Origin of the sequence: Sedimentibacter sp. MB31-C6, from assembly GCF_035934735.1 — a bacterium.
In the GTDB taxonomy this organism is placed as follows: Bacteria; Bacillota; Clostridia; order Tissierellales; family Sedimentibacteraceae; genus Sedimentibacter.
This window is the reverse complement of sequence record NZ_CP142396.1, coordinates 2,308,504-2,324,602: the sequence shown is the minus strand read 5'-3', so window position 1 is coordinate 2,324,602 and position 16,099 is coordinate 2,308,504. Positions and strand designations below refer to the sequence as shown.

The 16,099-nt window shown below is 28.4% G+C and carries 15 protein-coding genes; 1 reads left to right on the top strand and 14 read right to left on the bottom strand.

The window, feature by feature from the left end; all coding sequences use genetic code 11:
• The first annotated feature begins 170 nt into the window (after nucleotides 1-170).
• The gene (locus tag U8307_RS10975; protein WP_326907837.1) at nucleotides 171-314 is read left to right on the top strand and encodes an XRE family transcriptional regulator; all 144 of its coding nucleotides are present in this window, start codon (nucleotides 171-173) and stop codon (nucleotides 312-314) included.
• Between the two features lie 262 nt (nucleotides 315-576).
• Here U8307_RS10975 and U8307_RS10970 read toward each other — a convergent pair whose 3' ends face one another.
• From U8307_RS10970 to U8307_RS10905, 14 genes are read right to left on the bottom strand one after another with little or no spacing between them, the layout of a single operon-like run.
• Nucleotides 577-2,277: a copper amine oxidase N-terminal domain-containing protein gene (locus U8307_RS10970; protein WP_326907835.1), complete on the bottom strand. Its 1,701-nt coding sequence runs from the start codon at nucleotides 2,275-2,277 to the stop codon at nucleotides 577-579.
• A gap of 56 nt (nucleotides 2,278-2,333) precedes the next feature.
• Complete coding sequence (locus U8307_RS10965; protein WP_326907834.1) at nucleotides 2,334-3,536, bottom strand: hypothetical protein; 1,203 nt, start codon at nucleotides 3,534-3,536, stop codon at nucleotides 2,334-2,336.
• A gap of 39 nt (nucleotides 3,537-3,575) precedes the next feature.
• Complete coding sequence (locus U8307_RS10960) at nucleotides 3,576-4,871, bottom strand: hypothetical protein (RefSeq protein ID WP_326907833.1); 1,296 nt, start codon at nucleotides 4,869-4,871, stop codon at nucleotides 3,576-3,578.
• Nucleotides 4,872-4,880: 9 nt separating this feature from the next.
• A complete protein-coding gene (locus U8307_RS10955) occupies nucleotides 4,881-6,023 on the bottom strand; it encodes a glycosyltransferase family 4 protein (RefSeq protein WP_326907831.1) in 1,143 nt (380 codons plus the stop codon).
• A 17-nt stretch (nucleotides 6,024-6,040) separates the two neighbouring features.
• Nucleotides 6,041-6,922, bottom strand: a complete 882-nt coding sequence (locus tag U8307_RS10950) for a hypothetical protein (protein ID WP_326907829.1) — start codon at nucleotides 6,920-6,922, stop codon at nucleotides 6,041-6,043.
• Between the two features lie 8 nt (nucleotides 6,923-6,930).
• Nucleotides 6,931-8,004, bottom strand: coding sequence for a Gfo/Idh/MocA family protein (locus tag U8307_RS10945; RefSeq protein ID WP_326907827.1), 1,074 nt, complete (start codon nucleotides 8,002-8,004; stop codon nucleotides 6,931-6,933).
• 21 nt (nucleotides 8,005-8,025) lie between these two features.
• Nucleotides 8,026-9,201 (bottom strand): DegT/DnrJ/EryC1/StrS family aminotransferase, encoded by a 1,176-nt coding sequence (locus U8307_RS10940; protein ID WP_326907825.1) that lies wholly within the window; start codon nucleotides 9,199-9,201, stop codon nucleotides 8,026-8,028.
• Nucleotides 9,202-9,216: 15 nt separating this feature from the next.
• Entirely contained in the window at nucleotides 9,217-10,548 is a 1,332-nt protein-coding gene (locus U8307_RS10935; protein WP_326907823.1) for a UDP-glucose dehydrogenase family protein, read from the bottom strand.
• Entirely contained in the window at nucleotides 10,539-11,819 is a 1,281-nt protein-coding gene (locus U8307_RS10930; protein ID WP_326907821.1) for a glycosyltransferase family 4 protein, read from the bottom strand. The genes U8307_RS10935 and U8307_RS10930 overlap by 10 nt, the downstream gene beginning before the upstream one ends.
• Nucleotides 11,820-11,837: 18 nt before the next feature.
• Nucleotides 11,838-12,812 carry an ATP-grasp domain-containing protein gene (locus U8307_RS10925; RefSeq protein WP_326907819.1) on the bottom strand — a complete coding sequence of 325 codons (975 nt, stop codon included), beginning with the start codon at nucleotides 12,810-12,812 and terminating at the stop codon, nucleotides 11,838-11,840.
• Nucleotides 12,805-13,749, bottom strand: coding sequence for a 1-aminocyclopropane-1-carboxylate deaminase/D-cysteine desulfhydrase (locus tag U8307_RS10920; RefSeq protein WP_326907817.1), 945 nt, complete (start codon nucleotides 13,747-13,749; stop codon nucleotides 12,805-12,807). Before U8307_RS10920 ends, U8307_RS10925 begins: the two co-directional genes overlap by 8 nt.
• A 1-nt stretch (nucleotide 13,750) precedes the next feature.
• Nucleotides 13,751-14,266, bottom strand: a complete 516-nt coding sequence (locus tag U8307_RS10915; protein WP_326907815.1) for a GNAT family N-acetyltransferase — start codon at nucleotides 14,264-14,266, stop codon at nucleotides 13,751-13,753.
• 9 nt (nucleotides 14,267-14,275) lie between these two features.
• Nucleotides 14,276-14,923: a sugar transferase gene (locus U8307_RS10910; protein ID WP_326907813.1), complete on the bottom strand. Its 648-nt coding sequence runs from the start codon at nucleotides 14,921-14,923 to the stop codon at nucleotides 14,276-14,278.
• Nucleotide 14,924: 1 nt separating this feature from the next.
• Nucleotides 14,925-16,037 carry a DegT/DnrJ/EryC1/StrS family aminotransferase gene (locus tag U8307_RS10905; protein ID WP_326907812.1) on the bottom strand — a complete coding sequence of 371 codons (1,113 nt, stop codon included), beginning with the start codon at nucleotides 16,035-16,037 and terminating at the stop codon, nucleotides 14,925-14,927.
• Nucleotides 16,038-16,099: the final 62 nt, after the last annotated feature.

The window sequence follows — 16,099 nt, the reverse complement described above, 5'->3', positions numbered from 1 at the left end:
TTATGCAATAATACATCTTATAAACTCTATGATAATATTTTATAGAATCTAATATAACGACATATCATTAGTAATTATAGCATTATCTAAAATCTATTAAAAAGGCAATTTCACTAAGAATATTACAACTTCTTCAAGATAATAATATTACGCTTAATAAACTTGCAACGATGTCTGGTATCACACAATCAACTTTAAATGACGTCGTATATGGCAAAAGCAAAAATCCAACAATTAAAACCATATACTACATTTGTTTTGGTTTGAAAATAGAGATGAAGACTTTTTTGATTCTGATTTATTTAAAGATATAATTGATAATGATTAATATAGTGGAATACCTGCAAATGTTGTAAATGTCAATATAGATATATAATTATATTCAGTTAAATAATAATACAACAAGATTAAAGAAATGATCTAAAACATGTTCCAATTTACTGATATCCAACTGAAACATATTTTTAGAGACAATAAAAGACTTTTTATATTAAAGTAAAAACCCTGTAGTATAATGTTATATAAAATTATACTACAGGGTTTAATTGTTTCCAGTTCATTTATTACTTAATTATATTAATATATCTTACTAGCTAGCCTGCAAATCAGCTCTGTAACACCATTATAAAAACTATTAGGCATTGTTACTAAATCGTGTCTATCTCTTGTCGTATTTGGACCAACATAAACATTAATTACATTTTCTGTTAGGGGAAATTTACTTGCCATCTCATAATAGACTTGATTTATCCTTTCAGATTTTAACAAACTCCACCATCCAAGAGTTAATGTACCAGATAATTCATATGGTCCATATCCATTTCCTTGACCTTGTGTTGGATAATTCCATCTATATATACCATTATTTCCATCCATAAAGTTGTTGGTTCTATAACCATTAAATTCTTCGGTTGGTTTTACAATTACATTTTCATAAAATTGTTTTTCTAGCCCATTTCGAACCTTCAAAAATAAAGCTACTTTTTCACTATCACCATTAGATTCGTATGCATTTATAAAACTATTTATCCACAATGGAAACCTATGACTATGAGATGTATCAGAAGCTATATTTTCTATTGGACTTGGTTTAATATTATTCGACTTTTTAATATTTCCAGCATAAATATAATCATTGTGTTGTGACCGAACGCCAGGTTGAAATAACCATGTACCATCTTCCCTAAATATTCCTTCTTGTTCAAATATTATTTGAACATAATTCATTATTTCACTTTTGAATTTGCTACTATTGTCAGTACCCCTTACTAAATTTTCGCTAGTATATAAATCTGCAGCTATTGCCAATGTAAAAAACTCTTCGTCAATAATTGCCTTATAATAACTTTTATCAAAGTACTTATTATTTAACTTCCAATTTAACCTTTCCTTCATTCCACCTTCAAAAGGATCCCTTCCCCATTGCCATGCAGGTTCATTTATCCATATATCATATATTTCATTATTCAATATATCTACTAATCCATCTGGTATTAAATATGAATTATTAGTATTTTCACACAACACAACAAATTGACTAGCTAAATACATATACTGTAATCTATCAATTCTGCCTTTTACAATATTATTAGTATCACTTTTGTACTCTTCTACAAATTTATGAAAATGTTCGGAAAATTGATTTTTCCACTCTTCCTCATTATATTTAAATGCTGTGTGTAAAGGAATCATAAGATAATGTCCTGCATCATAAGCATCTCTATCAGTCCATAATTCACTAGATAAGTAAGTTTTTATAGTATCGTCCCATAATTTTCTATCTACTTTATCAATCTCATTTTTTTCAAGATAGTAAGGCTCCTTTTCACTTATAATTACAAATCCATTGTTTTTATGATAATCTATATTTACATTCAATACTTTTTCAAAAAAATTACTAGTTGCGAAACTTCTGCCTTCAATAATTTCAAAATTATCATTCATGGCAGTTATATCATTTTGAAATTGATATGTGTTTTCATCTATTTTTATCTTAATTTTATCATTTCCTAATTCAAGATAAACTTCTCTGCTTTCATCTAACCATATAACATCAAATTCCAATGACTCTAATACTTTTCTGATAGGAATCATTAATTCATTAGTTTCATTATTCATATATGGTTTACTTATAGCTGTATCTATCAAAGTTCCATTAATACTTATTCTAATTTCTTTATTTATTATGTCGTTTTCCAATGCATCACTAGGAGTAGCATAAATTAGACTCAAAATTATAGCATTAATTATCATTAAGTAAATATGATGTTTTTTCATTGAAATGTCCCTCCAAGTGTTTTAATTATACATTTATAGTTTTCAAATTAATGGAATTAAGATTGTAGCTTATTCCTTCTTAAATATGATATATATACAGTAATCATTAATAATAATTTAAAAATCTTTGTAATTAAAATTCCTAAGCAAAACCCTTTCAACCCGAATATTCTATAAAAGAAAATAGTAAATACAACATAAAACATAACTTCTACCATACTTATTACCAATTGCCAATTAACATTGTTAAACCTAAGGATTACTGGGTTAATTACAGAACACATTACCCCCAAAATGGCACTTGCAGTGGTGATTTTTATCAAATCTAATGATTCAATAGCCCATTCTGGATATAGCAAGAACAACATAGGTTTGCTGACAAGTATACATAAGTAGTACCCAACTACCCCGATTACACCTGTAATGAAAAGTAACCTTATAAAATTATACAAACTTATTTTTTTAATATTCGGTAAATAACTTAAAAAAACACTACTTATAGGTGCTATACCCATTGATATTATTTTACCTAATATTGTAGCTGAGTAATAAGTTGATACTGCAACAGGACCAAGTAATGGATATATTATTAATTTATCAGCATATACAATTGCAGATTTTAAGAATGTAGAAAAAAACAATATCATACTTTTATGCGATGTACTATTAAATAAAGGAGTAATTTTATACTTTTCCTTTAACATATCAGAATTTTTTAAAATAAATAATAAACTTACAAAATAACCACTTAAATATATTAATTGCCAATATCCAAAAATAATAAATAACAAAAATCCAACTAAATAACCAAATACTAAAAAAATATTATTCAATAATATTGCTTTGTAATTTAAACTTATTCGAAATGTAACAATCATATATTCCCGAATCAAAATCAAGGCTGATATAGCTATACTTAATAATATACTTACAAAAGAAAAACCACCTTCATAATATATAGTACCAATTATCATAATAATTGAATTGAAAAACAACCCAACAATTAGTAAAATATTAAAATCACCTTCAAAATTATTTTTTTCATAATCATTATTTTGTAATAACCTAATGTTATTTAGCACATTTCCATATGGATGACTAACTAGATTAAATAAACTAACCAGAGTTATCATTAAACCATAATCAGTATTTCCTAATTCTTTAGCAATAATAGGATATATTAATAATTGTATAATAGCAATTGGTATAGCTGTCGCTACTATATTTAATAGTAAATCAAAAATAATTTTTTTCTTCATTTTTTCCTCGTTTAATATATGATAGTAATATTAATGTAACTAAGATTTATTTTTTGAAATTACTTGCTTATCAATACCAGCATATAAATATAGCAGTACAATTAACAACAATAGTCCTCCAGTTAATAATGTTGTTAATAAATCACTATCATTTAATGAAAGCATCGAAAATAATAAAATCCCTACAACCATTGAATTATCAAGTTTTTTTCCTATTGAATCAATTATAATTAATATAACTGTAATTAATGCCGTATATATAATTATACCACTAAATCCTAGGTTTGCGTACCCTGTTCCCAGGTATCCTGTATTTGCAGCTGTGATAGGATCATTATAATATACATAACTTATTAAATTTACAAATCTCATATTATATGGATACTTAGTATTAATTATTTTTCCAATAATACCACTCGAAAAAAGTAGGTATTCATTTTTGCTAATGAAATCAAAATAAAAATATTTTAATTGTGCTGGAACAAACATTAATCTCCTAATAAATAAAGAAGCTATTGTTAAAGATGAGGTCAATTCATACAACAAATAAGAAACTAAACATCCAGTTACACCTGCAAAACTTATTATACTCATAATATTTTTTTTATTAAATAAATACATTATAATAATAATTGCTATTGGTATAAATAGGTATGATTTATGAGCAGTAATTAAATATAATATAAATTGTAATCCAATAAATAAAATTAATGTTTTCCTATTATTATATTTATATGAAACAGCAATCATCATTGGGTTAATTACCTTAGCTTGCCATGTCACTAAATAATTCATTAAAAAAGGATAGTTAACATTTTTTCTAATATTATAAACATTTGTTAAATTTAATGCATCTAAACTAGGAATTCCATTTGCTACAATCATTGAACTATATACATATACTGATAATACTGCTACTATTGCATAAAAGATATATTTTGATTGCTTAGTTTTATATACTTTAATTAATGGAAGTTTTCGAACAAAAAAACATTCTATTGCAAAGCAAAAACAAACCATATTTAAAAAAATAGTGGATTCATTTTTCATTGCATATATTGTAAACATAGGTAATATCATTAACATAAAGTGTAATAATATTATAATTGATGATACCTTTTTATTGTTTTTAGGTAACATTATATAAATTAAAAAAAACAATATAAAACTATACATGTATTTTAAATTATTAAAATCTATTGTAAAATTACTATATACATATACTTTATTAATAAAATTTACATATACAAAATCTAATATAAATTTATAAATTAATAAACCCAAAAATAAATAAAAATATTCTTTTTTTATTTTATAAAAATTTTTATTTAACATTAATCCATCCTACTCAATTAACTTTTCATACAATTCTAACAGTTTTTTTTCTTCTATGTTCCAATTAAATCTTTCCTTTACAGCTCGCCTACCTTCTTGTCCCATTTTTAAAGCAATCTCTGGATTATTTAACAGATATATTATAGCATCCGCTATTTCGTCAACATTTTCTGGATGCACTGCTATACCAAACTTATATTGTTTAAATACTTTCCTTACATATGGATAATCAGATATTATAACAGGTAAACCCATTGACATATATTCATATACTTTTGTTGGAAAGTTATCGCCTTTATTATATTGTCCTACATTTAAAATTGTACATATGCCTATAGAACTTTGTTTATATATATCGACAACTTTGTCATGTTTAACATAGCCTTTATAATCAACGCATGAAAACTCCTTCATTTTCTTAATTTCATTACTGTAATCTAATGGAGATAAAATACCTCCTAATATTAATTTAGTCCTAGCTTTATACGCTGCTTTTATAAGATGGGTAATTCCTCTTTGGTATGTCAAGCCTCCTACATAACATATTAACCTTTCTTGTTTTGACTCGTTTTCTTTGTACTTATTATAAAGTTCACTCAAAACAGGAACATTATCTATGAAAACAGTTTTTTTAGCTTTTTTTTCAAAAGGATTCATGTTATTTAATGTACAAGGGAATATCACTGAATCAAATCTTTTAACAGAAAATGACTCATATTTGCCATAAACACATGAAATAACACTCCTAAATAATTTAGGAATATAATACTTTTCCTTAATTTGCATTATATAATTTTCATGTGCATCAAATATAACCTTTTTACCAATCTTCTTTAATTTATTTCCTACAGGTAATAACTCTGGATCGTGAAAATGATATATATCTGCATCAATATCTACAGCCATTTTATAAAAATTTCTATTAGAAAATATCATCCTACTAAATCTATTTTTCGGTACATATTTTGTAGATATAATTTTAACATTATTAATAACTTCATCAGGCTTATTATCATTTACTAATAAAGTTATATCAAGGCCAAAATCAGCCAATGATGTACACTCTTTTTTAAATATTCGAACATCGTACCGCTTATGACCACTAGTCATATGACAAATTTTTTTTCCGTTATATATCTTATTTAAATTCATATTTTTTTCCAATCCAACTAAGCTTTAGTTTTTTCATGATTATTTTTAGCTGGGTTTCCCATTATAGTAGTGTTTGCAGGTACATCTTTAGTTACTACACTACCCATACCAATAAATGAGTTTTCCCCAACCACTATTCTGTTACGCAGTGTCGAATTTATGCCTATAAATACATTAGACTTAATAATATCAAATCCACCGATTATTGTGCCAGATGTAATTCTAACATTTTTATGTAAATTAACATCATGAGCTATATGAACAAAAGAATCTATTTTCACATAGTCATTAATAACTGTATTTCCAGCAGATCCAACAGATATATTTGCAAGCATACCAACTTCTACATAATTGCCTATAACAACTTTTCCTATTGTAGGAATTCTTAAATTATTACCACTCTCATCACTTGCCATTGTATAACCATATGTTCCAATTACTGAATTTTCATTTGCAATAAAATTATTTCCTATTATTGAATTCTTAATTTTAGCACCAGAAAATATTTTTGCATTATCCCCTATAACAACATCATGATCTATAAAGCATAGTGGTTCAATTAGTGCGTTTTTTCCTATAGATACATTTTCACCAATATAATACCCACCTTCAGTCAAAACATACTTCCTTTGCTTTTTCTTTTTCTCAATATTAAGTGCTAATTCATTTACATACTTTGAATATTCAAATTGAGGATTAGTCGTTTTTATAAAAGTATGCTTTTTTGATAAATCATATGGAATAGAAATAGTTTCTTCACAAAAAATCAAACAATGATCTACTTCATATAAATTCTTCAATAAATACTCTACTTTTTTTGCTAAGTACATTACAGTATTACTTTCAGGTCTACCTATATAAGAAGCTGAAACTATCTCATGTGCATTGTCATTAATCATAATTCCTCCTAAAATTCTCCAATCATATCAGTAGAATTGAAATCATCTAACGGCAATTTCACAGGTACACCATATTTTTGACTTTTATAAATTGCCAAAACAACTTCCAATGCTTTTTTACCAGCATATGCATCTACATAAGGTGTTCTATCATTATTTATAGCATCTATCATATCAGCATATAAGTTTGTATGACCATTTCCATATACGTTATTTGTTTCTTCTTCCAAACCTTTTTTTAAATTATCTTCCTCTGTCTCATCTACAAAATCCCATACATCAATATTATTTGCAGATTTTCCGCCAATTTTTACTGTGCCTTTTTCCCCAAACAAATATAAAGTCTCTTCTAGATTCTGAGGATATACATTAGTAGTTCCTTCAATCGTAGCAATTGCTCCATTTTTAAATTTAACTATTGCCATTCCAACATCTTCTGCTTCTAAATATTGATGAAATTGCTGACGTGTTGCACCATATACTTCGTCAATGTCATCACCCATCATCCACCTAAGTAAATCAATTCCATGAATACATTGATTCATTAATGCTCCACCATCCTGTGACCAAGTACCACGCCATGGAGCTTGAGTATAATAATCTTTATTACGATTCCAACGTACATGAATAGAACCATTAGATAGCTTTCCAAATCTACCTAATTCGACAGCTTTTCTTAATTCTTGTATAGCTAAATTAAATCTATTTTGGTGACAGGCAGAAACTTTAACACCTTTTTCATTCGAATGTTTTATTATTTTATCTGCATCTTTGATACCCATAGCCATTGGTTTTTCTATAATAACATTAATGCCATGATCTATACAATATAATGCTATTTCTGCATGTATTCCACTTTCTGTAGCAATGCCTACCAAATCTATTTCATTTTCTTCTATCATTTTTTTATAATCTGTATATCTTTTTATACTAGTATCCTTATCTAAATCATGTTTAGATAAAAGTTTTTCAATTTGCATATCTTTTATATCACAAGCTGCAACAAATTCTAACTTATTATTTATTACTGCTTTTATATGATTGGTAGCTATTCTTCCACAACCTATTATTGCATATTTCATAATAGTTCTCCTTAAAAATAATTATTTTTTTATATAGCTATTAATTTTATCTACAACATATTCCTTTTCTTCTTTTGTTAATTCTGGGAACATAGGTATAGCTAATGATTTTTCAGCTAAGTCTTCAGCATTAGGCATATCTCCTCTGCTATATCCTAAGTATTTATATACATTTTGTAAATGTAATGGTACTGGAAAATATACTCCGGTAGTAATACCATTTTCCTCTAAATATTTTCTAAGATCATTTCGATTTTCAGCTTTTATAATATACACGTAATATATATGTTTATTATAATCTTCTTTAAATGGAATATTAAATTCATCTATTATACTGTTATTATAGAATATTGCATTTTGAATCCTTATCTCATTCCAGCTATCTAAATATCTTAATTTAACTCTTAAGATGGCTGCTTGAATTTCGTCTAGCCTAGAATTACCTCCAATTACATAGTTATAATATTTAGGTAAATTACCGTTAAAATCAACATTATCTGATTCGTCTATACCATTTATAACATCATAAGTATATTTTCCATCCAATCCACTACCATGAACTCTATACGCCCTACACATCTTAGCATAACTCTCATCATTAGTGGTTATTATTCCTCCATCTCCAGCACATCCTAAATTCTTAGTCGGGAAAAAGGAAAAACACCCAATATTTCCAAGTGACCCTGCCTTTTTATTTTTATACTCAGCTCCTGAAGCCTGTGCGGCATCCTCAATAACTTTAAGATTATATTTTTGGGCTAATTTATTTATCTCATCCATATCTGCACATTGACCATATAAGTGAATCGGTATAATAACTTTTGTTTTTTTAGTGATTTTCTCTTCAATTTTATTTACATCAATTAAGTAAGTATCTTTAGTACAATCCACAAATACAGGAATTGCCCCTACAGTTGATATAGCCTCTGCTGTAGAAAAAAAACTCATTGCGCAGGTAATTACTTCATCACCCTCTTTTATACCTATAGCTTTTAAAGCAATTGTTAATGCATCAGTACCATTAGCAACAGAAATCGCATATTTAACCCCTATATAATCTGCATATTCTTTTTCGAATTTTTTTACATTTTCTCCCATTATATATCTACCTGACTTTAAAACATCGAATACAGCATCATTCACTTCAATTTCAATGTTTTCATATTGTCTCTTTATATCCATTAATGGTATGCTCATAATTAATACCTCCACCTAAATTCCTGTTCCAAAATATTTAAAATCTGTCATCATTATTTCTCTTTTTTTACTATATACATTTCGCAAGTCAAAAAAATAACTATCCTTCATATTTTCACGTATCTTTTTTAAATCCATTGCTCTAAACTGTGCCCATTCTGTTATAATTACAATAGCATCAGCATCTTTTGCTACTTCATATTCATCATTCATATACTTTACAGATTTATTAACATGTTCAAGTCTCCACTTCGCTTCTTTCATACCTTCAGGACAGAATGCTTGTATTTTAGCTCCTGCTCTTACAAGTCCTTCGATAATATCTATTGATGGTGCATCTCTCATATCATCAGTTTCAGGCTTAAATGACAAACCCAAAATTCCAATTATTTTATTTTTTAAGTTTCCATTTTCATTTATATTCAAAGCAATTTTTTGCACCATTTTTTGTTTTTGTTTTTCATTAGCTTTTATTGCAGCGTTTATAACAAACATTTCTTCTTTATTTTTATTACCCACATCTACAATCGCCTTAGTATCCTTAGGAAAGCAACTTCCTCCATAACCAGGTCCAGCATGTAAAAATTTAGATGAAATTCTTCCATCCATCCCCATAGCCCTAGCTATCACTTGTATATCAGCTCCAACCTTTTCTGAAAGTAAAGCCAATTCATTAATAAACGATATTTTTACAGCTAAAAAAGAGTTTGAAGCATATTTAATCATTTCTGCTGTTTCTAAATTTGTAAACACAAACGGTGTTTGATTTATATTAAAAACATCATAAACATTTTTCATTATGGTCTTAGCTTTTTCTGATTCGCTACCTATAATTATCCTGTCAGGATTCATACAATCTTTCAAAGCTTTTCCTTCTCTTAAAAATTCTGGATTAGAAACTATATCAAAGTCAATATTAAAATCTCTCTTTTTTAATTCATCACTTATTAGTTCTTTTATTAAATTACTTGTACCAACAGGTACAGTTGACTTTATAACTATTACTTTATATCCATTAATATATTTAGAGATATCTCTTGCTACATCTCTTACATAATTTAAATCAGTGCTTCCATCTTCATTTGAAGGGGTCCCAACAGCAATAAAAATAATTTCACTTTTTTCTACAACACTTTTTATATTTGTAGTAAAGTTTATTCTTTTAGCTTGAAAGTTTTTAGATAACATTTCTTTTAGCCCAGGTTCATATATTGGAATCTCACCACAATTCAATTTATTAATCTTATCTTCTGATACATCCATACAAGTTACATTCATGCCAAACTCCGATAGAATAACACCTTGAACTAATCCAACATAACCTGTACCTATAACACCTATCTCCATCTTTTTCTACCTTCCATTGTATTTTCTATTACTTTTTCCAACTTATTTGTTAAAGCTTTAAAATCATAATCTCGAGCTGCTTTAATAGAATTATTACAGTAAAAATCATATTCTTGTTTTGACATGTTATAAAACTTTAATATGCAGTTTTTTATTTTTATGGCATCTCCATCGTATATCGTTTCACCACAATTGTATTTTTCAATCAAATCATAGTTAATTTTAATATTAGAAATAATAGGCTTTCCTGAGGCAAAATACTCAAATAACTTATTCTGGCTTCCACCATATTTAAACACTTCTAAATCTTTCCTGTATATCAACATATTAAGATTAGATTTGCCTAATATATAAGGAATATATTCCTTGCTTATAGATCCTTTGAATACAATATTATTTAAATTTTCTTTTTTACAAATTTCCTCTAAATTTTTCCTATCATCTCCATCACCATATATAATAAATTTTATATTTTTATAACTTTCTTCTTTATTAATGAGTCTTGCAACATCCACTAAATAATTAATATTATTAAATGCTCTAATTGATCCAGTGTAAATTACTTTAAACGTAGAATCATCATCTAAGTCAGTATCTTCTATAGTTTTATATTTTTGTCGTTCTTTAAATTTATCAAAATCAACACCATTATTAATATTATATATTTTTGATAAATCAATTTCATTATTCCAGCCTTTATCTAATATGTAATCTTTTCCACCTTCCATTGTGAAAATTACACTATCTGCTTTTTTATAAATCCAATGCTCCAACTTATATAAAATTTTAGTTACTATTTGTTCATTTTTAATTCTACCCATCTCAACTAAAGATAATGGCCATAAATCTCTTACCTCACAAATACAAGGAATGTTATATTTTTTGGCAATTTGTATCCCTGCAACTAGAGTTAGTGGGTGAACAGAAGAAGCAATAATAATGTCAGGTTCACCATATAGTTTTGCATATTCTTTAGCTACTGGAGATAAATTAATAAAGAATTCTATAATATTCCATAATCTGCTTTTGCCATTTCCTGTATACATTGAAGTTTTTACAAAAACAAATGGGATTTTACAAATATTTTTTACAATATATTTTCTTTTATCTAATTCGATAACATTTTTACTGTTATGTCTTGTATTTGCGCAAAATAGAGTTGGCCCATACCCCCGTTTAATCAAATTCTCAGCAAACCAATAGTGCCTTCCGCCTTCATTGAAATACATATTTGTGGCATAATGATTCATTATCCAAATTTTTTTTTTCATAATGCGTTCTCAACTCCACTACTTTCTTAATATCTTTACTTCATTAAACTTCATCATATAAACATCTTGTTTGTAATGACCTACCACATCTTGATTTATTATTCCATCAAGGTTATTAATGATCATTCTAAGTACATTTACACCACACTCATATGCATGTGGATACCCTCCACCAAATCGTGGATTAACTTCTGAAATATAGTATTCACCATTAACTTTAAAAATATCTATATCAATAATTCCTCTAAATCTAGCTTTCTTAACAAATTTCTTTATCAATTCAAATAGTTTTTTTTCCTTTATAGACACTGACTTATCAGTCTCTCCAGCTCTCATCTTTATCTTCTCTTTTATAAAAATTGCAACTGGCTCTTCTGAAATAATATCGATATAAACGTCAGCACCGTACTCTATGCCATCCATAAACTCCTGAATCATCAAGTTATCATATTTATCGAAAAGAATGTCGATTTCTTCTTCAGTTGCTACTTTGCTGATATTAATGCTTGCGCTACCTCTTACAGGCTTAACAAAAACAGGATAATTAATTACTCCTGCTTCCACATCTCTGTAGAAATCTATCTTATTTACATAACTTCTAATAGTCTTAAATCCATTTCTAGCTACGAATTCATAAAACCTATATTTATCAAAGCACATTTCAACAATGTCATAGTCTGATATGATAGGAATTGTTCCAATTTCATAAAACTTTTCTTTGTTTTCTGCCAACAAGCTAAGTTCAGGATCAATAAGAGATAACACTGCTTTAATACTATTTTCTTTGCATATAGATAAAATAATATTCAGATATCCTTCATCATCCATTCTTGGAACGATAAAATGTTTGTCTGCATCATATAGTGCAGGAGCAAGTTCACTACAATCAGTTGCTATAACCTGACCTCTACCATTTAATTCTTTCTTAAAATATTGCACAATTTTATTTCTTGTACCACAACTTAAAATCAATATGTTCATTGAATTAGTCATTCTTTAATACCCCCAAATCATCAAAAAACAGCGGAGAGCCACCTGTGTGAATGAACAAGATGTTTTTTCCTGTAATTTGATTTCTCTTAATGTATTCTTTCATCCCCCAAAATCCTTTACCTGTATATGTTGTATCTAAGGGAATTCCTTCTTGAATTAATGCTTCTTTTATTGTTTCAATAATTTCATTATTGTAAGCGCCGTACCCATCAAGCACGTAATCGTCTATAAAATTAATCGTATCTGGGCTAACATTATCTAAACCGATACTTTCCATATAGCTATTCACACTATCTAGTACAACTTCACCACCATAAGGATTCTTTCTAGCATTGCTAATCCCGACAATTTGTCTTTGATCTTTATTAATTAACTGACCACATACAAGTCCTGCTTGAGTTGTTCCTGTTCCAGATGTATGAAATATATAGTCAAAATGAATATTTTTCTCCAATTCATAATTTCTAATTTCTTCATATGCACTTATGTATGCTTTCGTACCTAGATTACCGTGTCCACCGCCTTGAATAAAATACGGTTTATAGCCTTCGTATTCTAATTCCGCTAGTTTTTGCTCAATGGTATCTTTTACTTCAGAAATTTGACAATTGATGATTTCAGCACAAAACAAATCCATCATTGTACTATTATATGTCTTCTTACTTGTTTCCAACGGAGATATAATAACACATCGTAATTTTTGAGATGCTGCTAAATTTGCAATAATTCTGCAATGGTTCGAACTACTGCTTCCATAAGTAACTACACAATCACAAGCTTGACTTTCTAGCTCTTTAAAGAACAGTAAAGCCTTTCTCACTTTATTTCCACCAAATGAAAACGGAAGAAGATCATCCCTTTTAATGAACACAGTATTTTCATTCAATTTTTTAACTAATTTTTGGATTGGTGTAGCATAAAAGCTATTTTTCATCATTCTAATTCACCTTATTGAGATATTCTTCAATAAATAATACATAAAGGAATCTATCAATTTTTCTTCCTTCTTGAATAAGATCTTCTTTTAGTAGCCCTTCTTTAATGAAACCTATTCTTTCAAATAGCTTTTGAGCATGCAAATTTTCTACTTCTGTGTAAAGGTAAATTTTATTAAGCTTATAAATATTAAAACTTTCCTTAATCAACAGATCAGATGCTATAGTTGCAACCCCTTTACCTTTGTATTTTGCAGTGCCAAGCGTGATATAATATTCGGCTTTTCTGTTCTTATTATCTATATTAAGAAGACCAATAAGTCCTGCTGGCTCATCATTTAAAATAATCGTATAATCGGCCCTGTCTTTTCTATCTTTAATAGAATTAAACCATAATAATGTTTTATCTTTTCTAAGTGGTAAGTCATAATGAAGAAACTTATTATTTTCTTCATCATTAATCCATTTAACTTTATAAGGAATATCTTCTTCTTGAAATTTTCTTATCATGATTTCCATATTTTAACCTCAACTCATGTAAGTAGACTTTGAATCTTTTTGTTCAGGATGTGTATATATATCCTCTCTAACAAATATTTTCTGTATTGTCTTAATAAGTATTTTAATATCAACCCAAACGTTAAATGTTTCTACATACTTAACATCAACAGGAATCCTTTCTTCCCATGTAACAGAATTTCTTACCGTTACTTGTGTTAATCCTGTCATACCAGGCTTCATCTCAAATCGCTTTCTCTGGAGCTCTGTGTAATCATCATACTTATATGGGTGGTGTGGTACTGGTGGTCTCGGTCCTACCAAGCTCATATCACCAACTATTACATTCCAGAGTTGAGGAAGCTCGTCTAAACTAGTTGCTCTTAATATTTTCCCAATTTTAGTGATTCGATTGTCCTGCTCGGTCTTAACGAATAATCCATCACCAATCTTCTCAGCATTCACAACCATTGTTCTAAACTTAAGTATCTTAAATTTTTTACCATTTTTCCCTAAGCGTTCTTGTTTAAAAAAAACAGGACCCTTAGATGTTAACTTAATAAATAATGCAATTATTATAAGGATTGGTAATATGATAATTGCGCCAATTAAACTTCCAAAGAAGTCTATCAACCTTTTTATAAATAAATTTACATTTCTCAAAATAACATCATCCATTCTATTTCCATAATAATTTTATTATTTTACATATCCTCTCAATTTCTTCATCAGTCATCTTCGTATCAGATGGTAAACATACACCATTTTCAAATATCCTTTCAGATATACCTTCTCCAATGAAATCATACTCCGCAAAGAATGGCTGCAAATGCATTGGTTTCCAAATTGGTCTTGATTCAATGTTTTCATTCTCAAGAGCTTCCATTATGCCAAGTGGTTTAACTCTACCAGTAACGGTCATACAACTTAGCCAGCAATTTGGTTTATTCCATTCATTAATAGGCATGAATTCTACACCTTCAAGATTTCCTAATTCTCTCTCATAAAAGTCAAATATATATTTTTTCTTCGCAACTCTCTGATCTAATACTTTAAGCTGTCCTCTACCAATTCCAGCTACAATATTACTCATTCTATAGTTATAACCAATTTCGCTATGTTGATAATGTCTAGCTTTGTCTCTAGACTGTGTAGACCAAAATCTCACCTTAGCTATTCTTTCTTCATTATCTGAAACTAACATTCCTCCACCTGAAGTAGTTATAATTTTATTACCATTAAATGAAAATATACCATAGTCACCAAAAGTTCCTGTATGTTTACCTTTATATGTTGTACCTAGACTTTCTGCTGCATCTTCGATAAGTGGTACATTATGTTTTTTACAAATTTCAACTATTTTATCCATGTCAGCTGAAAGGCCGTAAAGATGAACTACTAAAATAGCTTTAACGTTAGGATATTTTTCAAAAGCAGCTTCTAATAACTCAGGGTCCATATTCCATGTTTCATAATTACTATCTATAAAAACTGGTGTAGCATCCTGATAAATAATTGGATTGGCTGTTGCTGAAAAAGTAAGTGTCGGACAAAATACTATGTCACCTTTTTCAACGCCTATTGCTTTTAGGGCCATATGGATTGCCGCTGTACCAGATGACAATGCAGCTGCGTGTTTTGAGCCTATTTTTTGTGATAGTTCGTTTTCGAAACCGTCTACGTTGGCACCTAGTGGTGCTATCCAATTTGTGTCGAAGGCTTGTTGGATGTATTGCATTTCGTAGCCTTCGTCGGACATATGTGGGGATGATAGGTATATTTTTTTTGGCATTTTGGTGTCGGTCCTTTCTTGCGGGACGCATGGAATGCGTTCCGTACGTTTTAGTTTGGGTC